General features: G+C 72.5%; 21 protein-coding genes and 1 pseudogene. 11 read left to right on the top strand and 11 right to left on the bottom strand.

The features are described 5' to 3' along the window. Positions 1-139 precede the first annotated feature (139 nt). From ACFW6P_RS08625 to ACFW6P_RS08610, 4 genes are all read left to right on the top strand, one after another. Positions 140-1663, top strand: coding sequence for a flavin-containing monooxygenase (locus tag ACFW6P_RS08625; protein WP_386346846.1), 1524 nt, complete (start codon positions 140-142; stop codon positions 1661-1663). Beyond that, positions 1660-2583 carry an alpha/beta fold hydrolase gene (locus ACFW6P_RS08620; protein ID WP_386346844.1) on the top strand — a complete coding sequence of 308 codons (924 nt, stop codon included), beginning with the start codon at positions 1660-1662 and terminating at the stop codon, positions 2581-2583. The genes ACFW6P_RS08625 and ACFW6P_RS08620 overlap by 4 nt, the downstream gene beginning before the upstream one ends. Next, the gene (locus ACFW6P_RS08615) at positions 2580-3464 is read left to right on the top strand and encodes an SDR family oxidoreductase (RefSeq protein WP_386346842.1); all 885 of its coding nucleotides are present in this window, start codon (positions 2580-2582) and stop codon (positions 3462-3464) included. Before ACFW6P_RS08620 ends, ACFW6P_RS08615 begins: the two co-directional genes overlap by 4 nt. Positions 3465-3540: 76 nt before the next feature. After that, on the top strand, positions 3541-3738 hold the full coding sequence (locus tag ACFW6P_RS08610) for a hypothetical protein (RefSeq protein WP_386346840.1): 198 nt from the start codon (positions 3541-3543) through the stop codon (positions 3736-3738). A 61-nt stretch (positions 3739-3799) separates the two neighbouring features. Here the strand turns inward: ACFW6P_RS08610 and ACFW6P_RS08605 are convergent. After that, a pseudogene (locus ACFW6P_RS08605) lies at positions 3800-4693 on the bottom strand (PDZ domain-containing protein); the annotation flags it as partial. Between the two features lie 308 nt (positions 4694-5001). Here ACFW6P_RS08605 and ACFW6P_RS08600 point away from each other — a divergent pair. Together ACFW6P_RS08600 and ACFW6P_RS08595 are read left to right on the top strand one after the other, a co-directional pair. Continuing rightward, on the top strand, positions 5002-5604 hold the full coding sequence (locus ACFW6P_RS08600; protein WP_386346838.1) for a TetR/AcrR family transcriptional regulator: 603 nt from the start codon (positions 5002-5004) through the stop codon (positions 5602-5604). A gap of 97 nt (positions 5605-5701) precedes the next feature. Further along, positions 5702-7912 (top strand): MMPL family transporter, encoded by a 2211-nt coding sequence (locus tag ACFW6P_RS08595; protein WP_386423232.1) that lies wholly within the window; start codon positions 5702-5704, stop codon positions 7910-7912. A gap of 97 nt (positions 7913-8009) precedes the next feature. Here the strand turns inward: ACFW6P_RS08595 and ACFW6P_RS08590 are convergent, their stop codons facing one another. Next, positions 8010-9149, bottom strand: a complete 1140-nt coding sequence (locus ACFW6P_RS08590; RefSeq protein ID WP_386423230.1) for a glutathione-independent formaldehyde dehydrogenase — start codon at positions 9147-9149, stop codon at positions 8010-8012. A 90-nt stretch (positions 9150-9239) separates the two neighbouring features. On the opposite strand from ACFW6P_RS08590, the gene ACFW6P_RS08585 reads away from it, so the two are divergent. From ACFW6P_RS08585 to ACFW6P_RS08570, 4 genes are all read left to right on the top strand, one after another. Beyond that, entirely contained in the window at positions 9240-9425 is a 186-nt protein-coding gene (locus ACFW6P_RS08585; RefSeq protein WP_386423228.1) for a hypothetical protein, read from the top strand. A 42-nt stretch (positions 9426-9467) separates the two neighbouring features. Further along, positions 9468-9983 (top strand): YbaK/EbsC family protein, encoded by a 516-nt coding sequence (locus tag ACFW6P_RS08580; RefSeq protein ID WP_386423226.1) that lies wholly within the window; start codon positions 9468-9470, stop codon positions 9981-9983. Continuing rightward, entirely contained in the window at positions 9980-10825 is an 846-nt protein-coding gene (locus tag ACFW6P_RS08575; protein WP_386423224.1) for an EamA family transporter, read from the top strand. The genes ACFW6P_RS08580 and ACFW6P_RS08575 overlap by 4 nt, the downstream gene beginning before the upstream one ends. A gap of 70 nt (positions 10826-10895) precedes the next feature. Continuing rightward, a complete protein-coding gene (locus ACFW6P_RS08570) occupies positions 10896-11171 on the top strand; it encodes a DUF1876 domain-containing protein (protein ID WP_386423223.1) in 276 nt (91 codons plus the stop codon). Positions 11172-11178: 7 nt separating this feature from the next. Here ACFW6P_RS08570 and ACFW6P_RS08565 read toward each other — a convergent pair whose 3' ends face one another. From ACFW6P_RS08565 to ACFW6P_RS08540, 6 genes are all read right to left on the bottom strand, one after another. Continuing rightward, positions 11179-12342 (bottom strand): serine hydrolase domain-containing protein, encoded by a 1164-nt coding sequence (locus tag ACFW6P_RS08565; protein ID WP_386423221.1) that lies wholly within the window; start codon positions 12340-12342, stop codon positions 11179-11181. Between the two features lie 37 nt (positions 12343-12379). Beyond that, positions 12380-12826 carry an organic hydroperoxide resistance protein gene (locus tag ACFW6P_RS08560; protein ID WP_386423219.1) on the bottom strand — a complete coding sequence of 149 codons (447 nt, stop codon included), beginning with the start codon at positions 12824-12826 and terminating at the stop codon, positions 12380-12382. A gap of 103 nt (positions 12827-12929) precedes the next feature. Next, positions 12930-13391 (bottom strand): MarR family winged helix-turn-helix transcriptional regulator, encoded by a 462-nt coding sequence (locus tag ACFW6P_RS08555; protein ID WP_386423218.1) that lies wholly within the window; start codon positions 13389-13391, stop codon positions 12930-12932. 10 nt (positions 13392-13401) lie between these two features. After that, positions 13402-14169, bottom strand: coding sequence for an energy-coupling factor ABC transporter ATP-binding protein (locus tag ACFW6P_RS08550; protein WP_386423217.1), 768 nt, complete (start codon positions 14167-14169; stop codon positions 13402-13404). Then, a complete protein-coding gene (gene cbiQ / locus ACFW6P_RS08545) occupies positions 14157-14918 on the bottom strand; it encodes a cobalt ECF transporter T component CbiQ (RefSeq protein WP_386346816.1) in 762 nt (253 codons plus the stop codon). The genes ACFW6P_RS08550 and cbiQ overlap by 13 nt, the downstream gene beginning before the upstream one ends. A gap of 1 nt (position 14919) precedes the next feature. Further along, entirely contained in the window at positions 14920-15996 is a 1077-nt protein-coding gene (locus tag ACFW6P_RS08540; RefSeq protein WP_386423216.1) for an energy-coupling factor ABC transporter permease, read from the bottom strand. Between the two features lie 168 nt (positions 15997-16164). Between ACFW6P_RS08540 and ACFW6P_RS08535 the strand changes: the two genes are divergently transcribed. Continuing rightward, the gene (locus ACFW6P_RS08535) at positions 16165-16530 is read left to right on the top strand and encodes an SsgA family sporulation/cell division regulator (protein ID WP_386346812.1); all 366 of its coding nucleotides are present in this window, start codon (positions 16165-16167) and stop codon (positions 16528-16530) included. A gap of 9 nt (positions 16531-16539) precedes the next feature. Here the strand turns inward: ACFW6P_RS08535 and ACFW6P_RS08530 are convergent, their stop codons facing one another. From ACFW6P_RS08530 to ACFW6P_RS08520, 3 genes are all read right to left on the bottom strand, one after another. Next, positions 16540-18210, bottom strand: coding sequence for a penicillin-binding transpeptidase domain-containing protein (locus ACFW6P_RS08530; RefSeq protein WP_386346810.1), 1671 nt, complete (start codon positions 18208-18210; stop codon positions 16540-16542). 97 nt (positions 18211-18307) lie between these two features. Further along, positions 18308-19930: a penicillin-binding transpeptidase domain-containing protein gene (locus ACFW6P_RS08525; RefSeq protein WP_386346808.1), complete on the bottom strand. Its 1623-nt coding sequence runs from the start codon at positions 19928-19930 to the stop codon at positions 18308-18310. Between the two features lie 128 nt (positions 19931-20058). Then, positions 20059-21807: a dolichyl-phosphate-mannose--protein mannosyltransferase gene (locus ACFW6P_RS08520; RefSeq protein ID WP_386346806.1), complete on the bottom strand. Its 1749-nt coding sequence runs from the start codon at positions 21805-21807 to the stop codon at positions 20059-20061. Between the last annotated feature and the right edge of the window lie 50 nt (positions 21808-21857).

Below are 21857 nucleotides of genomic sequence, written 5' to 3'. Positions count from 1 at the left end.
TCGGCCACCTGGGCACCCTAAGGCGTACCGCGGGTAACTTCCTCGTCCTGCCCCCTACCCATCGGTAGGGCCTCTGCCCTACTCTCCCATTGCGCCAGTGTTCACTGGCGCGGTTCTCGTGGTGTGTGGAGGTGTCGGCATGGGCGAGCGCGAGCACGTACGGGTCGCGGTGGTGGGGTCCGGGTTCGGCGGGCTGGGGGCCGCCGTGCGGCTCCGCCGGGAGGGGATCACCGACTTCGTCGTCCTGGAGCGGGCGAGCGGCGTCGGCGGCACCTGGCGGGACAACAGCTACCCGGGGTGCGCGTGCGACGTGCCGTCGCATCTGTACTCGTTCTCCTTCGCGCCCCACCCCGACTGGCCGCGCACCTTCTCCGGGCAGGAGCACATCCGCGCCTACCTGGAGCACGTGACGGACACGTTCCGGCTGCGCCCGCACATCCGCTTCGACTCGGAGGTGAAGCGGATGGCCTGGGACGGCGAGCGGTTGTGCTGGGACATCGAGACCAGCAGCGGGAACCTCTCCGCCGACCTCGTCGTGTCGGCCACCGGGCCGCTGTCCGACCCCAGGGTTCCGGACATCCCCGGCCTGGACACCTTCCCCGGGAAGGTCTTCCACTCGGCCCGCTGGGACCACGACTACGACCTGCGCGGCAAGCGCGTCGCCATGGTGGGCACCGGCGCCTCGGCCATCCAGATCGTGCCGTCGATCCAGCCGGACGTCTCCCGCCTCACCCTCTTCCAGCGCACCCCGCCGTGGGTCATGCCCCGGGTCGACCGGGCCATCAGCGGCGCCGAGCGGTGGCTGCACCGGCAGCTGCCGGTCACCTCGCAGGTGCGGCGCGGACTGCTGTGGGGCATCCGGGAGTTGCAGGTCCAGGCGTTCACCAGGCGGCCGAACGAGCTCGGCCTCGTCGAGAAGCTGGCCAAGCGCAACATGGCCCGCGCCGTCAAGGACCCGGGGCTGCGGGCCAAGCTCACCCCGGACTACCGCATCGGCTGCAAGCGGATCCTGCTGTCCAGCACCTACTATCCGGCGCTCGCGCAGCCCAACGTGGACGTCGTCGCCAGCGGCCTGGCCGAGGTGCGCGGCTCGACCCTGGTCGCCGCCGACGGCAGCGAGGCCGAGGTGGACGCGATCGTCTTCGGCACCGGCTTCCACGTCACCGACATGCCCATCGCCGACCGGGTCGTGGGCGCCGACGGACGGACCCTCGCGGAGGCCTGGAAGGGCGGCATGGAGGCCCTGCGCGGCGCCTCCGCGGCCGGCTTCCCCAACTGGATGACGATCATCGGCCCCAACACCGGCCTCGGGAACTCCTCGATGATCCTCATGATCGAGTCCCAGCTGAACTACCTCGCCGACTACGTCCGCCAGCTCGACGTCCTCGGCGGCCGCGTCGCCCTGGACGCCCTCCCGAGCGCGGTGCGGGACTGGAACCACCGGGTGCAGGAGCGCATGAAGCGCACGGTGTGGAACACCGGCGGCTGCACCAGCTGGTACCTCGACGCCAACGGCCGTAACACCACCATCTGGCCCGGGACGACGGCCGAGTTCCGGCGCGCCACGCGGCGCGTCGACCTCGCGGAGTACGACGTGCTGCGGCCCCCCGCCGCGTCACCGGCCGGGCGGCAGAGCGCGACGAAGGCGGAGGTGGACGCGTGAGCCGCCTCCTGCACGTCGACTCCGGCCCCTACGCCCCGCCCGTCCCGGCCCGTGAACTGACCGCCGTCTCCGCCGACGGCGCCCGGCTGCACGTCGAGATCCACGGCCCCGAGGGCGCCCCCGCCGTGGTGCTCGCCCACGGCTGGACCTGCTCCACGGCCTTCTGGGCGGCCCAGATCCGCGCACTGGCCGCCGACCACCGCGTCATCGCCTACGACCAGCGCGGCCACGGGCGCAGTCCCGCGCACCCGACGTGCAGCACCGACGCCCTCGCCGACGACCTGGAAGCCGTCCTCGACGCCGCCCTGGCCCCCGGCGAACAGGCCGTGATCGCGGGGCACTCCATGGGCGGCATGACCGTCATGGCGGCCTCCGCCCGGGCCGGATTCCGGGCGCACGCCGCAGCCGTCCTGCTGTGCAGCACGGGCAGTTCGCAGCTGGTCGCGGCCTCCACCGTCGTGCCCATGCGGCCCGGGCGGCTGCGGACCTGGCTGACCCGGCGGATCCTCGGCTCGCGCGCCCCGCTCGGACCGGTGACGCCGCTGGCCCGCCGGATCCTCAAGTACGGGACCATGGGCCCCGCTTCCGCCCCGCACATGGTCGAGGCCTGCGCCCGCATCGTGCACGCCTGCCCGCGCGCGGTCCGCCACACCTGGTCGAACGTGCTGGACGTGCTCGATCTCGACCACGCCGTGCGGGAGGTGCGGGTGCCCGCGGTGGTGGTCGCCGGTACGGCGGACCGGCTGACGCCGCCGGTGCACGCCCGGGCCCTGGCCGCGGCCCTGCCGCAGTGCACCGGGCTCGTGGAGCTGCCCGGCATCGGCCACATGACGCCGGTGGAGGCGCCCGAGCTGGTCACCGGGAAGATACGGGAACTCGTCCACGCACACATCCGGGTCGTCACCGAGGAGAGCGCATGAGCAGGGTCAGCCTCGAAGGCAGGGTCGCCGTGGTGACCGGGGCGGCGCGCGGCGTCGGGGAGTTGCTCGCCCGCAAGCTCTCCGCGCGCGGGGTGAAGGTCGCGCTGGTCGGCCTGGAGCCGGACGCCCTCAAGCAGGTCTCGGCGCGGCTGCACGGCGACAGCGGCCACTGGCACGCCGACGTCACCGACCACGTGGCGATGGCCCGGGTCGCCGAGGAGGTCGAGGAGCGCTTCGGCCGGGTCGACATCGTCGTCGCCAACGCCGGTGTGGCCACGGGCGGTCCGTTCACCGAGTCCGACCCGGAGTCGTGGCGGCGGGTGATCGAGGTCAATCTCGTCGGGTCGGCGGTGACCGCCCGCGCCTTCCTCCCGATGCTGCTGGAGAGCCGCGGCTATCTGCTGCAGATCGCCTCCCTCGCGGCGATCACCCCGGCGCCGATGATGTCCGCGTACTGCGCCTCCAAGTCGGGCGTGGAGGCGTACGCGCACAGCCTGCGCGCCGAGGTCGGCCACCGGGGCGTGAAGGTCGGCGTCGGCTATCTGTCGTGGACCGACACCGACATGGTGCGCGGGGCCGACCAGGACGACGTGATGCGGGAGTTGAGGCAGCGGCTGCCCTGGCCGTCCAACAAGACGTATCCGCTGGGGCCGGCCGTGGACCGGCTGGTGGCCGGGATCGAGCGGCGGTCGAGCCATGTGTACGGGCAGTGGTGGCTGCGCGGGATGCAGGGCGTGCGGGGTTGTCTGCCCGCGGTCATCGGGACGGTGGGACAGCGCGAGATGCGGCGGTTCGCGGACCGGCTGACGGGCGTCCGCACGGGCCTGGTCGGGGCCGGTGGAGCGGCCGACGAGCAGCAGCGCGCTACGCTCCGTGAGTGATCGACGTGCGCGGCGTCACGGCCCGTGTGAATCTGAACGAGCCAGATCCCCTCACCCCCAACGGGAGTGAACCCACATGGGTATGAAGGACCAGTTCCAGGAGAAGTCCGAGCAGTGGCAGGACCAGGCCCGTCAGAAGGCGGACCAGGCTCGCGAACAGACGCAGGGCCGCGGCCGCCGGCGTGACGAGGACATGGACCCCTCGCAGCCGCGGCGCGACCGCGAGCGTGAGCGCGAGCAGGAGGACCGCTTCGACCAGGACTTCGACGCCTGACGTCGCGTGCCGAGGGGAAGGGGCGTCCCGCGCGGGGACGCCCCTTCCCCGCGTTCCGCCCTCACGCCCTCGGCGGCAGCTCCGGGCGGGAGCGGTCGGGTACGTCGCTGTAAGTCGGCGGTGTGGCGAGCGGGTTGGTCTCCAGCAGCCCGAGCGCGACTTCCACCGCGTCGGTCAGCCGGGCGGGCCGTCCCTCGGCCCAGTCCGGCGGGGTGCGCAGCACGTCGACGTCCGGGTCGACGCCCCGGTTCTCCACGGACCAGCCGTAGGCGTCGAACCGGGCGCGGCCGTTCGTCGGCCGGCGGGACGACCGCGACCCGGCGGAGCGGTCCCTCGCCCCCGGCGGGGCAGAAGGTCAGCTCCACCGTCGTCCCGCCCGCACCGGCCGGCAGCGGGTTGGGGCCCGCGTCCGGGTCGACCGCGCGGCCGTCGACATGGGTGAGGACCGCGCCCTCCCGGATGCCCGTACCGGCCGGCGGGGAGCGGGCCTCGGAGTCGGAGGAGTCGCCGGGCAGGATGCGCCGGACGTCCAGCCGGCTTCCCCGCGGACGAAGTTGGCGCCCAGCAGGCCGTGGCGGCGCTGGTGGTGCGGTGGGTCCTCGTTGCGCCGGGCGGCGGTGACGTACGCGTGGGAGGTGCCCGGCTCGCCCAGCACCTCGCGCCGCAGGTCCGCGAACTCGTCCGGGGAGGCGACCCGTTCGACCAGCGGACGGTACTGCTCCAGCACCCCGTCCCCGTCGATGCCGCACATGCCCGGGTCCCGGAAGTGGGCCCGGATCAGCCGCCCGGCCTCGTCGTAGGCCTGCCGCCACTCGGCCTCCGGGTCGACCGTGTGCAGGATGCGCCGCGCGTCGATCCACACCGTCGAGTCGGATTCGCCCGGCTCGGCCGCCGGGACCGCGCGCCGTTCGCCCTCGTCGACGATCACCGGGCGGCTGCCGTCGCCGCGGACCGCGGGCGAGGTGGCGGCCGGGGGGCGAGAGGCGGGGGTGACCGACCTTGGTGCGGTCGACGGTGAGCCGCCAGGCACCGGGGCCGTCGAACGGGGCCGGCCAGAGGTCGTCCTCGGCCACGACGGCAGGTCGTCATGGAGGTGCGGCAGAGGCAGACAGGTCACGCCCTCATGCTGTGCCGGGGTGCAGCAAGTCAATACAGAACGCGCACGTGCGCCCAGCGTTCGTACGAAACAGTTTCGTTTCTCTGATGGATGGGGTACCGTCGTGGTGTACGAAACCGTATCGTTCGGAGCAGAAGGTGAGAGAGATGACCGAGGCCGCCGCCGCGCGTCGCAGTCGGATCACCCCCGAGCGCGAGGCCGAGTTCTACGGCGCCGTCCTCGACCTGCTCCGCGAGGTCGGCTACGACGCCCTCACCATGGACGCCGTGGCCGCCCGCACCCGCTCCAGCAAGGCCACGCTCTACCGCCAGTGGGGCGGCAAGCCGGAGCTGGTGGCGAAGGCGGTGCGGCACGGCAAGCCCGGTGACGTCTCCGACGTCGACACGGGGTCCCTGCGGGGCGACCTGCACGCCCTGGTCTCCCGTGAGGACGACTGCGCCATGCAGCAGAACGCCGCTTTGATGCGGGGTCTGTTCATGGCGGTGCACGCCGATCCGGACCTCTTCGAAGCCTTCAAGGAACTGCTCATCGAGCCGGAGATGGAGGAGTTCCGCCGGATGGTGCGGCGCGCCGTCGACCGCGGCGAGGTCCGGCCCGACTGCCCGGCCCTGGACTACGTCGTGCACATGCTCATCGGCGCGTTCGCGACCCGGACGGTGATCGACGACCGGCCGCCGACGCGCACCTTCCTCACCTCCTACATCGACGCCGTGGTCCTCCCCGCCCTCGGCGTCCCCACCCCCGAGTAGTCCCCCTCGGCAAGCCCCTACCTGACGTCTCCGCTCACGTCGTCGGGCTGATCACCCCTGCCCCGAAGACCCACGACCTGACCGGGAGTACGCCCTCGTGGCCACATTCCTCTGCAAACTCGGCCGGCTCTCGTTCCGGCGGCGGCACCTCGTCGCCCTGATCTGGGTGGCCCTGCTGGCCCTCGCCGGTGCCGGCGCGGCCAGCGCCCCGGCCGCCGGCAACAGCTCGTTCTCGATCCCCGGCACGGAGGCACAGAAGGCCTTCGACCTGCTGGAACAGCGCTTCCCCGGCACCACCGCCGACGGGGCCACCGCCCGCGTGGTCTTCAAGGCGCCGGACGGCGAGAAGATGACCGACCCGGGCAACAAGGCGACCGTCCAGGACACCGTCAAGGAACTGGCCGACGGCTCCGAGGTCGCCCGCGTCACCGACCCGTACCAGGCGAAGGCCGTCAGCAAGGACGGCACCATCGCCTACGCGCAGGTGTCGTACAAGGTCTCCGGCATGGAGCTCGACGACGCCGCCAAGGACGCCCTGCGGGACACCGCGCGGGACGCGCGCGAGGCCGGGCTCACCGTCGAGATCGGCGGTGACGCGCTCCAGGCGGTGCCGCACACCGGCTCCAGCGAGATCATCGGCATCGCGGTCGCCGCGGTCGTCCTCGTCATCACCTTCGGCTCGCTCGTCGCGGCCGGACTGCCGCTGCTGACGGCGCTCGTCGGCGTGGGCATCGGCGTCTCCACGATCACCGCCCTGGCCAGTGCCCTGGACCTCGGCTCCACCACCTCCATCCTCGCCACGATGATCGGGCTCGCGGTCGGCATCGACTACGCGCTGTTCATCGTCTCCCGCTACCGCGCGGAACTGGCCGAGGGCCGCGAGCGCGAGGAGGCGGCGGGCCGCGCCGTCGGCACGGCGGGCTCGGCGGTGGTCTTCGCGGGCCTGACGGTCGTCATCGCCCTGGTCGGCCTGTCCGTCGTCAACATCCCGATGCTGACCAAGATGGGCATCGCCGCGGCCGGCACCGTGGCCATCGCCGTGCTGATCGCCCTCACCATGATCCCCGCGCTCCTCGGCTACGCCGGGCGCAAGGTCAGGCCCGCGGGACAGAAGGGCAAGCTGCCCGGCCGCTCCCGCACGCGGCAGGACACCCCGGCCCGGCCGAACCTCGGCACCCGCTGGGCGAGTTTCGTCGTGCGCCGCCCCGTCGCGGTCCTGCTGCTCGGCGTCATCGGCCTCGGCGCCGCGGCCGTCCCCGCGGCGAGCCTGGAGCTGGGCCTGCCCGACGACGGCTCCCAGCCCGTCTCCACCACCCAGCGCCGCGCCTACGACCTGCTCTCCGAGGGCTTCGGTCCGGGCGTCAACGGCCCGCTGGTGGTGGTGGTCGACGCGCGGGGCAGCGACGACCCGAAGGCGGCCTTCACCCGGGCCGGCGACGAGATCAAGGGCCTGGAGGACGTCGTCACGGTCACCCCGGCGCAGCCCAACCAGGCCGGTGACACCGCGACCATCACCGTCGTCCCCGGCTCCCCGCCGTCCTCCGTGGCGACGGAGGACCTGGTGCACGGCATCCGCGACGCGGGCACCGGCATCAAGGCCGGCACCGGCGCGGACGTCCTGGTCACCGGCAGCACGGCCATGAACATCGACGTCAGCGAGAAGCTCAACGACGCCCTGGTCCCGTACCTGGTCCTGGTGGTCGGCCTGGCCTTCCTGCTGCTGATCGTGGTCTTCCGCTCGATCCTGGTCCCGCTGAAGGCGGCCCTCGGCTTCCTGCTGTCGGTGACGGCGGCCCTCGGCGCGGTCGTCGCGGTCTTCCAGTGGGGCTGGCTGTCGGACCTCGTGGGTGTGGAGCAGACGGGCCCGGTCATGTCGATGATGCCGATCTTCATGGTCGGCGTGGTCTTCGGCCTGGCGATGGACTACGAGGTGTTCCTCGTGACCCGGATGCGGGAGGCCTACGTGCACGGCGAGAAGCCCACGCAGGCGGTCGTGACGGGCTTCCGGCACGGGGCGAGGGTGGTGACGGCCGCCGCGGTCATCATGATGGCCGTCTTCGCCGGCTTCATCGGCTCCTCCGACTCGATGGTCAAGATGATCGGCTTCGGCCTCGCGATCGCGGTCCTCTTCGACGCGTTCGTCGTCCGCATGGCCGTCGTCCCGGCGGTCCTGGCGCTCCTCGGCCGCAAGGCCTGGTGGCTGCCCGGGTGGCTCGACCGCGCCCTGCCCAACGTCGACGTCGAGGGCGAGGGCCTGCGTGCCGCGGACGACGGCGACGACACGGACCGGGAGCTGGTACGCGCCTGACCCTCCGCCTCCGGCGGGAAACCGGCCGCCCGCGCCGGCGACAACGGCAGTGATGACGCCGGGGCCTTCGACGGCCCCGGCGTCAGCCCTTCTCTTCTCAGCCGTGCGGATGGAGGACGACCTTGGTGTAGCCCTCGACCCGCTTGTCGAACTTCTCGTACGCCGACGGGGCCTGGTCCAGAGGCAGTTCGTGCGAGACGACGAAGCTCGGCGTCGCGCGGTCCTCGATGATCATGTCCCGCAGCTGGCGGTTGTACCGCTTGACGTTGCACTGGCCGGTGCCCATGCGGAGCCCCTTCTCGAAGAGGCGCCCGATGGAGACCATCAGCATGCCCTGCTTGGCCTGGTCGTCCGGCCCGCCCGGATCGCGCGGGACGTACAGGCCCGGCACACCGAGAGCACCGGTCGGGCGGACGGTGTCGACGAGCGAGTTCAGCACGATCGCCGGCTCCTCGCGGTCCTCGCCCTGGGCCTGGGCCTGGTAGCCGACGGCGTCGACGCCCTTGTCCGTGCCCTGGCCGTCCGTGTGCTCCTTGATCTGCTCCGCCGGGTTGCCCCGGGTGAAGTCGATCGGCACGGCGCCGATCTCCTCCGCCTTCTGCAGGCGCTCCGCCACACGGTCGACCACGAACACCTTGCTCGCGCCGCGCAGCATCGCGGAGTAGGCCGCCATGAGTCCGACGGGGCCGCCGCCGTACACGGCGACGCTCTCACCGGGACGCACATCGGCCAGCTCGTTGCCGTGGTAGCCGGTCGGGAAGATGTCGGCGAGAAGGACGAAGTCGGTCTCCTTCTCGGTGCCCTCCGGGAGCTTGAGGCAGTTGAAGTCGGCGTACGGCACGCGTACGTACTCCGCCTGCCCGCCCACGTAGGGCCCCATCGCGACATAGCCGTAGGCACCGCCGGCGAACCCCGGGTTCACGGTCAGGCAGAAGCCCGTGAATCCCGCCGTACAGTTCTTGCAGAATCCGCAGGCGACGTTGAACGGCATGACCACCCGGTCGCCGCGGCTGAGTGAGGTGACTCCCTCTCCCGTCTCCTCGATGACGCCGAGGTTCTCGTGACCGAACACGATACCCGGCTCGGCGGCGGTCCTGCCCTCGTACATGTGCAGGTCCGAGCCGCAGATGGCGGTCGACGTGACCCTGACGATCACATCGTTCGGATGCTGGATTCGAGGATCCTCCACTTGCTCGATCGCAACCTCGAAGGGGCCCTTGTAGACGACAGCCCTCATTGTGAAGCACCTCCCAATGTGCCGTAGCTCATATACCAGGCTGGTGCATGATGAGACGATTTGCACTCAGAAGAGAAAGGATCTACGACCTTGTCACGACGAAACGGCACACTTCTCGTAGCGGTCTCCGGGCTGTCCGGCCGGACCTACCCCGTGGGAACCCACGTCGCCATCCACGGCACCGGAGGGTCCGTCGACGGCTTCGTCGACGGGGACTGGCTGCCTCTGGCGTGGTGGGAGTTCGCGGACGTCCCGGTGGAGGAGGGCGCCGTCTGAAACCGCTCGCGTGCCCCGTGCACGCGCCACTAGCGTGCCCGCATGACGACGACAGCCGCCCCTGACGCCGAAGACTCCGGAGCACACCCCCGATTCGTCGAGGCCCTGCGCCGGTCCGGGCTCGACGGTCTCGTGGGCCGGGTCCGCCGGTTCCCGGAAGCCACCCGCACCGCCGCCGAGGCCGCCGCCGCCCTCGGCTGCGAGCTGAGCCAGATCTGCAAGTCCCTGATCTTCGCGGCCGACCGGGTGCCCGTGCTGGTGCTCATGGACGGGGCCTCGCGGGTCGACGTCGAGCGCGTGCGCGACGTGCTCGGCGCGCGGAACGTCACCCGCGCCGGGGCGGACCTCGTACGGGAGACCACCGGGTACGCCATCGGCGGTGTGCCCCCCTTCGGGCACCGGACGAACACGCGCGTCCTCGCCGACCGCTCCCTGCTGCACCACGACGTCGTCTGGGCCGCCGCCGGGACGCCGTACACCGTGTTCCCGATGGCGCCCGACGCCCTCGTCGCCCACGCCGGCGGCACGCTCGTGGACGTGCGTGAGCGCACCTCGTGACCCCCCTGGTCACCACCGCCGTCCTGCTCGCCGCCGTCACCCACGCCAGCTGGAACGCCATCGCCCACAAGATCACCGACAAGCTCGCCGGCTTCGCGCTGATCTCGGGCGGGGGACTCGTCATCGGGCTCGCCCTGGCACCCTTCGTGAGCTTCCCCGCGGCCGGGGCCCGGCCGTACCTGCTCGGCTCCGCCGCCATCCACCTCGTCTACTACGCCCTGCTGATGACGTCCTTCCGGCTGGGCGACTTCGGGCAGGCCTACCCGATCGCCCGCGGCACCGCGCCGCTGGTCGTGACCTTGTTCGCCGCCCTCTTCGCGCACGAGGTGCCCGACGGCCCGGCCGCCGCCGGCATCGCCCTGTCCTGCGCCGGGCTGACCGGCGTCGCGCTGTGGGGCGTGCGCGGCCGCCGGCCCGACTGGGCAGCCGTCGGGGCCGCCCTCGCCACCGGGCTGACGATCGCCGCGTACACCGTCGTCGACGGGCTCGGCGTGCGCGCCTCCGGCTCCTCCCTCGGATACATCGCCTGGCTGATGGCGGTGCAGGGAGCCGTGATCCCGGCGTACGTGCTGGTGCGCCGGCGCGGGCGGACCGCGGCGACCCTGCGGCCCTTCGCGGCCCTCGGCCTGCTCGGCGCCGCGCTGTCCGTCGCCGCCTACGCCCTCGTCCTGTGGGCCCAGACCAAGGCGGAGCTGGCGCCCATCGCGGCCCTGCGCGAGTCGTCGATCCTGGTCGGCGCGGCGATCGGGGCCGTGTTCTTCAAGGAGCGTTTCGGGGCGCCGAGGATCGCCGCGGCCGGGCTGCTCGTCGTCGGGATCGGGCTGATGCTGCGCTCCGGATAGACCCGAGCGGGACGGGTGCGCCCGGCCGCATCGAGGAGCACCCTGGAACTAGGTCTTCCGGAGGTGATCCATGATGCACACCACAGTGGGATGGCACGTCGAGCTGGAGTTCATGGAGGACGACCAGCACACGCGCGCGGCCGCGCTGGTCCGCTTGCCGGACGGCACCGAGGTACGGGCGCACGGTCAGGCGAGCCGGCACCGGTCCGACGCGAACCAGCCCCGGGTCGGCGAGGAGATCGCCGGGGCCCGGGCGCTCAACGAACTTGCCATGCAGCTGCTGACCAAGGCGCACGAGGAGATCGACCAGGCGTCCGGGCGGACCTCCCACCCGATCCACGTCTAGCTCCCCTCTACGCTCCGAGCACCCCCCGCACCGCGCGGACCAGCCCCTGCGCTCTCGGGTCCGCCGTCACGGTCTTGCGGAAGCCGTTGGTGACATAGCCGAAGGCGATGCCGCTCTCCGGGTCGGCGAAGCCGAGGGCGCCGCCGCGGCCCGGGTGGCCGAAGGAGCCCGGTGCGAGGAAGGGGGAGGCCGTGCCGTGCAGCATGTAGCCGAGGCCGAAGCGGGTGCCGACCACCAGGACCCGGTCGGGGCCCGCCGACTCCTCGGCCCGGGCCCGCTCCACCGTCTCCGGCGTGAACAGCCGTGAGGTCCCGGTGGTGCCGCCGATCAGCGCCGCGTAGAAGCGGGCCAGCCCGTCCGCCGTCGCGACGGCGTTGGTGGCGGGGAGGGCCGCCGCGCGGTAGGCGGGGTCGTTCTGCTCGGGGAACGGCGTGATCGCGGCGAAGGCACGGCGGGTGAGGGAGTCCGGGTCCTGGTAGGCCTCGGAGACCGAGCGCTTCGGGCGGGCGCGCAGCCCCCCGGCCGGTTCCGGTCCCTCGACCCGGCCGACGCGCCCGACCCGCCCGGCCTCCGCCTCGGGCAGACCGAGCCAGAGGTCCAGCCCCAGCGGGCCGGATATCCGCTCGGCGAGCCACCGGCCGGTGCCCTGCCCGGTCACCCGCCGCACCAGTTCGTCGACCAGCCAGCCGTAGGTCAGGGCGTGGTAGCCGTGGTCGGTGCCGGGCTCCCAGACGGGGGCCTGCGCGGCGAGGGCATCCGGTCCCCGGCTCGGGTCCAGGGCCTCCTGGGGGGTGAGGGGCCGGTCCAGGACCGGAAGACCGGCCCGGTGGTTCAGCACGTGCCGGACCAGCACCCGCTCCTTGCCCCGCGCCTTGAACTCCGGCCAGTAGTGCCCCACCGGCGCGTCCAGGTCCAGCCGCCCGTCCTGGTGCAGCAGCAGGAGCACGGCGGCGGCCACGCCCTTCGTCGCCGACCGCACGACCTGTGCCGTGCCACGCTCCCAGGGGCCGGTGCCGTCGACGTCCCTCGTGCCGCCCCACAGGTCGACGACGCGCCGCCCGTCCCGATAGACCGCGACCGCGGCGCCCCGCTCCCCGAGCGTGGCGAAGTTCCGCGCGAACGCCTCTCTCACCGGCTCGAAGCCTTCGGCCACTGTGCCGTGCACGTCCACGCCCGGTACCTCTCCTCGTCGCGCCTGCTCGCCCCCCTCACCCAAGCAGGATGGTCACGTCGATGTTCCCGCGGGTGGCGTTCGAGTACGGGCAGACCTCGTGCGCCGCGTCCACCAGCCGGTTCGCGAGGTCGGGGTCGACGACCGGGAGGGAGACGGTGAGGGCGACCGCGAGGCCGTAGCCGTGCTGCCGGTTGGGGCCTATGCCGACCTTCGCGGAGACCGCGGAGCCGGTCAGGTCGTATCCCTCGCGGTTGCCGACCAGGATCAGGGCGTTGTGGAAGCAGGAGCTGTAGCCGGCCGCGAAGAGCTGTTCGGGGTTGGTGCCGTTGCCGTCGCCACCGAGCTGCGGGGGCATCGCGACCTTGAGGTCGAGGTGCCCGTCCTGGCTGGTGACATAGCCGTCGCGGCCACCGTGGGCGGTGGCCTCGGCCACGTACATGATCTTCGTCGGGCGGGTGTCGACGTCGGGGCCGTCAGTCATGCTGTCCTCCCCCGGAAACAAGTGCGTACAAACACATCGCGCACAAGGTACTGGCCGGTAATCGAACGGTCCCCGCCAGGGGGTGTAACCGGGGGTAACGAGATCAGCGGGCCCGGTCCGCGGCCGACCCCGCCCGTTCGGCCAGGCGCCACAGCTCCGCGCGCAGCCGTGCGACCTCCGCCTCGTCGAGTCGCGTCGCCTCGAGCAGCGCGCCCGGCACCCGCGCCGCGCGCTCCCGCAGCGCCTCACCGCGCCCCGTCACCGCCACGAGCACCGAGCGCTCGTCACGTTCCGAGCGCTCACGCCGGACGAGACCGGCCGACTCCAGCCGCTTCAGCAGCGGCGAGACCGTGCCGTAGTCCAGACGCAGGGCCGCGGCCAGGTCCTTCACCGGGGTCTCGCCGCGCTCCCAGAGGACCAGCAGCACCAGGTACTGCGGGTAGGTGAGACCGAGCTTGTCGAGGAGCGGACGGTACGCGGCCGTCACCGCGCGCTGGGCCGCGTACAGCGCGAAGCACAGCTGCTCGTCCAGCAGCGGGGAACCGCCGGCCTCCTCGTTCGTCACCCGCCCATTGTCACGGACGGGCCGCGGGAGCCGGTACGGAACGCGGGTCGAAACCGAACGGCAGCTCCAGCCGGTGCGCCCGCATCAGCTCCTCGTCGCCCAGCAGCTCGGCGGTCGGCCCGTCCGCCGCGATCACGCCCTCGCTGAGCACCAGGGAGCGCGGGCACAGCTCCAGGGCGTAGGGCAGGTCGTGCGTGACCATCAGCACGGTCACGTCCAGCGAGCGCAGGATGTCGGCCAGCTCGCGGCGGGAGGCGGGGTCGAGGTTGGAGGAGGGCTCGTCCAGCACGAGGATCTCCGGCTCCATCGCCAGCACGGTCGCCACGGCCACCCGGCGGCGCTGCCCGAAGGACAGGTGGTGCGGCGGCCGGTCCTTGAACTCGGCCATGCCGACCCGCTCCAGCGCCCGGTCGACGCGCTCCTCCAGTTCCGCCCCCTTCAGCCCGGCCGCGGCCGGACCGAACGCCACGTCCTCGCGGACCGTCGGCATGAAGAGCTGGTCGTCCGGGTCCTGGAAGACGATGCCGACCCGGCGCCGGATCTCCGCCATGTGCTGCCGCCCCACGGGCAGCCCCGCCACCCGCACCGTGCCGGTGCCTCCGCTCAGGATGCCGTTGAGGTGCAGGACGAGGGTCGTCTTGCCGGCGCCGTTCGGCCCGAGCAGCGCGACCCGCTCGCCGCGCGCGAGGGAGAAGTCCACGCCGAACAGGGCCTGGTGGCCGTCGGGATAGGCGAAGGCCAGTCCGGCCACGTCGAGAGAAGGTGTCACAGGGTCCATCCCAGCAGACAGACGACCAGGGCCGTGCAGGGGAGGGCGAGGGCGTACGACCACTGCGCCCGGGACGCGGTCACCTCGTCGATGACCGGCATGGAGCCGGCGTAGCCGCGGCTGACCATCGCCAGGTGCACGCGCTCGCCGCGCTCGTAGGAGCGGATGAACAGCGCGCCGGCCGACTTGGCCAGCACGCCCCAGTGCCGTACGCCCCTGGCCTCGAAGCCGCGCGACTCCCGGGCGATGCGCATGCGCCGCATCTCGCCGGTGATCACGTCGCCGTAGCGGATCATGAAGGACGCGATCTGCACCAGCAGCGGCGGGAGCTTCAGACGCTGCAGGCCGAGGAGCAGTTCGCGCAGCTCGGTGGTGGCGGCCAGCAGGACCGAGGCGGCGACGCCGAGGGTGCCCTTGGCGAGCACGTTCCAGGCGCCCCACAGGCCGTTCACGCTCAGGGACAGACCGAGGACCTCGACCCGCTCGCCCTCCGCCACGAACGGCATCAGCACCGCGAACGCGACGAACGGCACCTCGATCAGCAGCCGCTTCAGCAGGAAGGCGGCGGGCACGCGCGCGGCCACCGCCACGGCCGCCAGCAGCACCGCGTACAGGGCGAACGCCCACATCGCCTCGCGGGGCGTGGACACCACGACGACCACGAAGGCGAAGACGGCGGCCAGCTTGGTGTGCGGCGGAAGGGCGTGCACGGGCGAGTGCCCGTGCCGGTAGAGCTTGTGCGCGTGCCCGGCTCCCACGTCAGACGCCCGTGGTGCGCGAGGGGGCCGGCACGTTCCTGGTGTCCGCCGGGGACGCGCCGTCGCAGCGGCGGCGCCGTACCGCCCAGAAGACCGTGCTGCCCGCGGCGACCGTGACACCCACGCCGATGACACCCGCCAGCCCCCCGGACAGGCGGGCGTCGTCGACGTCCTCGACGCCGTAGTCGGCGAGCGGGGATCCGGCCGCGTCGTGGTCCTCGGTCTTCCGGTCGATGCCGTGGTCGGCGGCGACCTTCTCCAGGCCGTCCGGGTTCGCGGAGGCGTAGAAGCTGACGAACCCGGCCAGCACGAGGGAGGCGACCAGGCCCGCGGCCCACACCGCGCGCGGCGAGGTCCGGGCCGCGGCCGGAGCGGGCCCGGTGCCGGGGGCGTCGACCAGTTCGCCGTTCACCCGCAGCTTCAGCTTTCGCCTCAGGCCGCGCGCCCCGTACACCAGGTCGGGCCGTACGGCGACGACCGCGCCCACGGTCAGCGAGGTGATCACGGCCTCTCCGATGCCGATCAGCAGGTGCACGCCGACCATGGCGGTGGCGACCTTGCCGATCGAGACGTCGGTGGTGCCGCCGACGGCGTACATCAGGGTGAAGGCCAGCGCGGCGGCGGGGACGGAGACCAGGGCGGCGACGAAGGAGGCCACGGTGACCGAGCGGCGGGTGCGGGGCAGCACCTTCACCAGTCCGCGGAAGAGGGCGTAGGCGACCACGACCGTGACGATCGCCATGGTGGTGATGTTCACCCCGAGCGCGGTCAGCCCGCCGTCCGCGAAGAGGACGCCCTGCATCAGCAGCACGACGGAGACGCACAGCACCCCGGTGAAGGGCCCGACCAGGATCGCGGCCAGCGCACCCCCGAGCAGATGGCCGCTGGTCCCGGCGGCCACGGGGAAGTTCAGCATCTGCACCGCGAAGATGAACGCCGCCACGAGTCCGGCCAGCGGCGCGGTGCGCTCGTCGAGCTCCCGTCGTGCCCCGCGCAGGCTCACGGCGATGGCGCTCGCCGCGACGACACCGGCGGCGGCGGAGGTGGGGGCGTCGATGAATCCGTCAGGTACATGCACCGTTCGATGATGTGGTCAGATGCGAACGATATGCAAGAGCGTGCTGCTTGTTTTATCTCACGGGCGACATCACCGGCCGAGCAGGCGCAATCACGGAAATATGCGACATTGGTGGAGGGGTGGACTCGCGGTTTCCGGTGGGTTGGCGCACGGAGAAGGGGTCGTCCGATGTCCGTAGTCGAGCAGTACGCGCGAGCCCACATCGTCACGGACGCGGCCGTCCCGCTGGTCGACGAGCTGGAGACGATCCCGGTCACCCTCCGGTACGACCCCGAGCGCGACCCCGGCCGTGTGCGCGTCGGGCTGCCCGGCACCGGGGGACGCGAGTGGACCTTCGACCGCCGGCTGCTGGAGGAGGGGCTGCGCGCCCCCGCGGGCAGCGGCGAGGTGCGGGTCTGGCCGTGCGGGCGGGTGCAGGCCATCGTGGAGTTCCACTCCCCGCAGGGCGTGTCGGTGGTGCAGTTCGAGCGTCAGGCGCTGCTGCGGTTCCTGCGGCGGACGTACATGGCCGCCGCGGAACCCGTCAGCCACTGACCCCCCGGGTCAGCCGCCCGCCTTCAGCAGGGCCGCGACGATCGGTCCGGCCGTGGAGCCGCCGTGCCCGCCCTGCTGGACCACGCCCGCGGCCGCCAGGTCACCCCGGTAGGCCGTGAACCATCCGTTGGGCTTCTTCTGCCCGTCGACCTCGGCGGAGCCGGTCTTCGCGCCGACGTCACCGCCCACCCCGGCCATGGCCTCGGCGGCGGTGCCGGCCGTGGCCGTGTAGGCCATCAGCTCGCGCAGCTGCCCCAGAGTGCCCGCCGACATCGTGCGCGAGGCGGTGGCCAGCTCGCGGCCGTCGACCTCCGGGGAGACCAGGTACGGCTGGCGGAACCTGCCGGACTTGACCGTCGCCGACACCGACGCCATGTTCAGCGGGTTCATCCGCACCCCGCCCTGCCCGATCAGCGAGGCCCCCATCTGGGCCGCCGACTGCACCGGCACCGAGCCGTCGAAGGACGGCACCCCGATCGCCCAGTCGCCCAGCCCCAGCCCGAAGACCTGCTGGGCCTGCCTGGTCAGGTCGTCGTCCTTCAGCTTCGGCGCCTGGCTGATGAAGGCCGTGTTGCAGGAGCGGGCGAAGCTCGCCTTGAACGTGCCGTCCTTGATCTGGAACTTGTCGTCGTTCTGGAACTTCCAGTGCCCGTACGTGAAGTACTTCGGGCACGGGTGCTTCTTGTCGGCCGAGGCCAGGCCCTTCTCGATCAGCAGCGAGGAGGTGACGACCTTCATCGTGGAACCGGGGGCCAGGGAGCCCAGGAAGGCGGTGTTGAAGCCTGCGGAGGCGTTGGCGGCGGCCAGGATCTCACCGGTCGACACCCGCACCACGGCCACCGACGACCTGGCCTTCTTCGCGACCTGCTCCTCGGCGGCCGCCTGCAGTCCCGGGTCCAGCGTGGTCCGCACCGTGCCGGGCGTGCCCTCGCTCAGCTCCAGCAGGGTCTTGTCGGACAGGTCCGCGGCCTTGGCGGCCTTCCCGCGCACGACCCGGAGCTCGACGCCGGCCCTGCCGCCCGCCGTCTTGCCGTACTTCTCGCGCAGCCCGTCCAGGATCGGGCCGAGCGAGGCGTACTTCTTCCGGGTCAGCTCGCCGCCCTCCCGGTCGAGGGCCTTGACCGGGGGCGTGCCCGCCTCGCCGGTGACCAGGCTGTCGCCGTCCCTCAGGTCCGGGTGGACGACCGCCGCGTGCCACTGCACCAGGGGCTTGCCGTCGTCGGCGCGGCGGGCGACGGTCAGCGCGCTGGCGTACGTCAGCGGCTTCTCGGTGCCCTCGTGGGCGACCGTCGCCCTGACGGTGAACGGCACCTTGGCGCCCGCGCGGGCGCCCGGGGTCAGGGTGACGTCCTTGATGCGGGCGTCCTCGGCGTAGCCGGTGAGCACGGAAAGGGCGGCGGAGGGGTCGTCGGTGGCGTCGGCGGCCCGGGCGGCCTGCCCCGACTGCCAGGCGGTCAGGAAGGCCCGGGCGGCGGTGGTGACCTCGGCGGCCGACAGCGGGCCGGTCTTCACCTCGGCCTTCTGGTCGGTGGCCGCGTGCCCCCCGTCGTCCGCGGCGGCTCCGCCGCCGTACAGCGCGTAGGCACCGAGCCCGGCGCCGCCGACGACCACGGCGATCATCCCGCCGACCACCGCGGGCTTCGTCTTCCGTCGCTCGGCGACGCGCCTTCTGTTGCCCACTGCTGTCCCGTTCCTCCGCGAATCCCCAGGGTCCCCGTCGCCCTCAGCCGCACCCATGACGGCCCCCACCCTAGAGTCCGCTCCGGCGGGGGCGATATCAGCCACCCGTTCGTAGCACGGCTGCGACAATCGGACCGGCCGCGTCGCCGCCGTGGCCGCCCCGCTCGGTCATGGCCGCGGCCGCGATGTCGTCGCGGAATCCGGTGAACCAGCTGTTGGACTTCGCGGCCCCGTCGACCTCGGCGGAACCGGTCTTGGCGCCGACGTCGCCGCCGATCCCGCGCATGGCCTCCTCGGCGGTGCCCTGGGTGGCGGTGAGCCGCATCATCTGCTTCAGCTGGGCGGCGGTGCCCGGCCGCAGGCCCTCGGCCCGCGCCGGCTCGCGGCCGTCGAGCCCGGGTGGGACGAGGTAGGGCTGGCGGAACGTGCCGGTGATCGCGGTCGCGGTCACCGAGGCCATGTTCAGCGGGCTCATCTGCACCTGGCCCTGCCCGATGGCACCGGCCGCCCGGTCCGGTCCGCCGGCTTCGGGGACGCTGCCGTCGAAGGACGCGATGCCGGTCCTCCAGTCGTTCCGTCCGAGCCCGAAGCGCTCGGCCTCCCGGGCCAGCGAGGCGTCCGTCAGCGGCTTCTCGTCGATGAGCTTGATGAAGGCGGTGTTGCAGGAGCGCAGGAAGCTGTTCGCGAGCGTGGCGTTCTCGTCGGGCCGCATGTCCGTGAGGTTCTTGAACGTCTGGCCCTGCCACACGGCGGTGTCGGGGCAGGGAGCCGGGCCGTTCATGGACGTCACGCCGTTGTCGATGAGCATCGCGGCGGTGATGATCTTCATGGTGGAGCCGGGGGCCGCCTGGCCCTGGAAGGCCGCGTTGAAGCCGTCCGCGCGGTGGTTCGCGACGGCCAGGACCTCGCCGGTGCTGGGTTCGACGGCCACCACCGACGACTCGGCGAACCGCTGGACCGCCTTCTCCGCCGCCGCCTGGGCGCTCGGGCTGATGGTCGTCCGCAGCGTGCCGGCCCTGCCCTCGGCGAGGGTCAGCAGCGGGGTGTCGGGAGCGCCGTTGCCGGGATGGCGGACGACCAGCTCGATCCCGGGGGTGCCGCCGGCCCTGTCGCCGTACTTCTCGCGCAAGGTGTCCAGCACCGGGCCGAGGGAGGGGTACTTCTCCCTCGTCAGCTCGCCGCCGTCGCGGCCGACGGCCTTGATCGGCGGGACGGGCGCCTGCTCGGTGACGAGGGTGTCGTCCTTCTTCAGCCCGGGGTGCACGACGGACGGCTGCCAGTCGACCAGCGCCCGGCCGGTGGTGAGCCCGCGCACGACGGTGAGCCGGCTCCTGTAGCTCAGCGGCCTCGACTTCCCCTCGTAGGTCACCTGGGCCTTCACCGTGTACGGCACGGCGGCGCCCCGCACCGGACCGGGCGTGATCCTCACGTCGGTGAGGTGCGCGTCGTCCGCGAAGGCGGTGAGCAGCCGCTCGGCGGCCGCGTCGTTGTTCGTGTACGAGGCCGCCGTGGAGGAGGCTCCCGACTCCCAGGCCGCGAAGAACTCGGCCGTGGTCTCCTCGACCTCGCCCTCGTCCGGCGGCCCCGACTTCTTCTCCGCCGCGGCCCCGCCCGCGTCACCGCCCAGCGCGCTCACGAGGTTGTAGGCGCCGTACCCCGCGCCCCCCACCATCACCGCGAAGACGCCGCCTATGACGGCGACCTTGACCCCCTTGCCCATGGGAATGTCCCCTCCCCGTTGAGCCCCACACGCCCGACTGAACGCGTTCAGAAAGCTCGGTCCCGGAGCACTCTAGGGTCAGGGAGTCACATCGGAGCCACAGGTTGTCAACTTTGGCCGAACGTCGGTCACACCCAGGTGTCCAGCCACATCCTTGAACGCCAGTCGTCGATCGGGATGGCCTGGCCGGTGTACAGCGGCCAGAAGTAGATGAAGTTCCAGGCGATCAGCAGGACCAGGACGCCCGCCGTCGTGGCGCCCGCGACGCGGCGGGTGTCGGTGGAGCGGGGCGGGCCGATGATCGCGCCGAGGAGCATCGCCACCGCCAGGCACAGGAAGGGGAGGAAGACGACGGCGTAGAAGAAGAAGATCGTGCGCTCCTGGTACATGAACCAGGGCAGGTAGCCGGCCGCGATGCCGCAGGCGATGGCGCCCGCGCGCCAGTCGCGGCGGAACAGCCAGCGCCACAGCACGTACAGGACCGCGAAGCAGGCCACCCACCACAGCAGCGGTGTGCCGAGGGCCAGGACCTCGCGGGCGCACTTCTCGCCGGCGTCGGCCGGGCAGCCGTCCTTGCCGGGCGCCGGGGACTCGTAGAAGTACGACACCGGGCGGCCCAGGACGAGCCAGCTCCACGGGTTGGACTGGTAGGTGTGCGGCGAGGACAGGCCGACGTGGAACTCGTACACCTGGTGCTCGTAGTGCCACAGGCTGCGCAGCCAGTCGGGCAGGAACGTCCAGCTGCCCCCCTTGCCGCCGGTCGAGGCCCAGTCGCGGAAGTAGCCGCCGGAGCCGTCCGTCGCGGACAGGATCCAGCCCGTCCAGGAGGCGAGGTAGGTGACCAGGGCGACCGGGACGGTGGCCACGAACGCCAGGGGCGTGTCGCGGCGCAGCACGGCCGAGTAGGGGTGGCGGGCACCGGCGACGCGGCGCGAGCCGACGTCCCACAACACGGCCATCAGACAGAACGCGGCCAGGATGTACAGGCCGTTCCACTTGGTGCCGATGGCCAGGCCCAGCATCAGGCCCGCCGCCCAGCGCCAGGGGCGCCATCCGAGCCGGGCCGACTCGGCCGTGTCCCGGTCGGGGCGCACCCGGCCGTCGGCGTCCACCGGCAGCGCGGCGGCCAGTCGCTCGCGGGCCTTGTCCCGGTCGACCAGCAGACAGCCGAACGCGGCCAGCACGAAGAACATCAGCACGCCGTCGAGCAGCGCCGTGCGGCTCATCACGAAGTGCAGGCCGTCCAGCGCCATCAGCGTGCCCGCGAGGCACCCCAGGAACGTGGAGCGGAACAGCCGGCGGCCGATCCGGCACAGCAGCAGCACCGACAGCGTGCCGAGCAGGGCCGTCATGAAGCGCCAGCCGAACGGGTCGAAGCCGAACACCAGCTCGCCCAGACCGATGACGTACTTGCCGACCGGCGGGTGAACGACGTACGCCGCCTCGGTCGGGATCGGCACCTGGCCGCCCGACGACAGCACCTGGCCGTTGGCGTTCTTGTCCCAGCTGACCTCGAAGCCGCGGTGGATCAGACCCCACGCGTCCTTCGCGTAGTACGTCTCGTCGAATATCACCGCCTTCGGGCTGCCCAGGTGCCAGAACCGCAGCACCCCCGCCAGCAGCGTGACCAGCAGCGGGCCGATCCAGCCCGACCAGCGCACCAGCCGGCCCGCGAGGGTGTGCGGGATGCCGAGCGCCCCCCACAGGCGCGGGGAGGGCTCGGTGTACGGCGGCACCAGGCGGTCACGGACGTCGCGGGTGGCGCTTCTCGGCTGCCCCTGGTAGCCGAAGCGGCGCAGCCGCTGCTGCCAGGACGGCCGCTGCTCGTGCGGCGTCTGGCCCTTCCGGGTGTCCGTGGAGGACGCGGTACTGGTCACCGCGCCATCGTAGGGAACCGTGCTGTGTGAGTCCCGTGCATGGCCGGTAT

The sequence above is a fragment of the Streptomyces sp. NPDC058741 genome (assembly GCF_042746715.1).
Lineage (GTDB): Bacteria > Actinomycetota > Actinomycetes > Streptomycetales > Streptomycetaceae > Streptomyces.
Note: the sequence above shows the minus strand (reverse complement) of the source record. Positions and strands in the feature narration are given on the sequence as shown.

Coding starts and splice junctions, on each gene's coding strand:
- ACFW6P_RS08625 (WP_386346846.1), top strand. CDS start 140: ATGGGCGAGCGCGAGCACGTACGGGTCGCGGTGGTGGGGTCCGGGTTC.
- ACFW6P_RS08615 (WP_386346842.1), top strand. CDS start 2,580: ATGAGCAGGGTCAGCCTCGAAGGCAGGGTCGCCGTGGTGACCGGGGCG.
- ACFW6P_RS08610 (WP_386346840.1), top strand. CDS start 3,541: ATGGGTATGAAGGACCAGTTCCAGGAGAAGTCCGAGCAGTGGCAGGAC.
- ACFW6P_RS08600 (WP_386346838.1), top strand. CDS start 5,002: ATGACCGAGGCCGCCGCCGCGCGTCGCAGTCGGATCACCCCCGAGCGC.
- ACFW6P_RS08590 (WP_386423230.1), bottom strand. CDS start 9,149: ATGAGGGCTGTCGTCTACAAGGGCCCCTTCGAGGTTGCGATCGAGCAA.
- ACFW6P_RS08580 (WP_386423226.1), top strand. CDS start 9,468: ATGACGACGACAGCCGCCCCTGACGCCGAAGACTCCGGAGCACACCCC.
- ACFW6P_RS08570 (WP_386423223.1), top strand. CDS start 10,896: ATGATGCACACCACAGTGGGATGGCACGTCGAGCTGGAGTTCATGGAG.
- ACFW6P_RS08560 (WP_386423219.1), bottom strand. CDS start 12,826: ATGACTGACGGCCCCGACGTCGACACCCGCCCGACGAAGATCATGTAC.
- ACFW6P_RS08550 (WP_386423217.1), bottom strand. CDS start 14,169: ATGGACCCTGTGACACCTTCTCTCGACGTGGCCGGACTGGCCTTCGCC.
- ACFW6P_RS08535 (WP_386346812.1), top strand. CDS start 16,165: ATGTCCGTAGTCGAGCAGTACGCGCGAGCCCACATCGTCACGGACGCG.
- ACFW6P_RS08525 (WP_386346808.1), bottom strand. CDS start 19,930: ATGGGCAAGGGGGTCAAGGTCGCCGTCATAGGCGGCGTCTTCGCGGTG.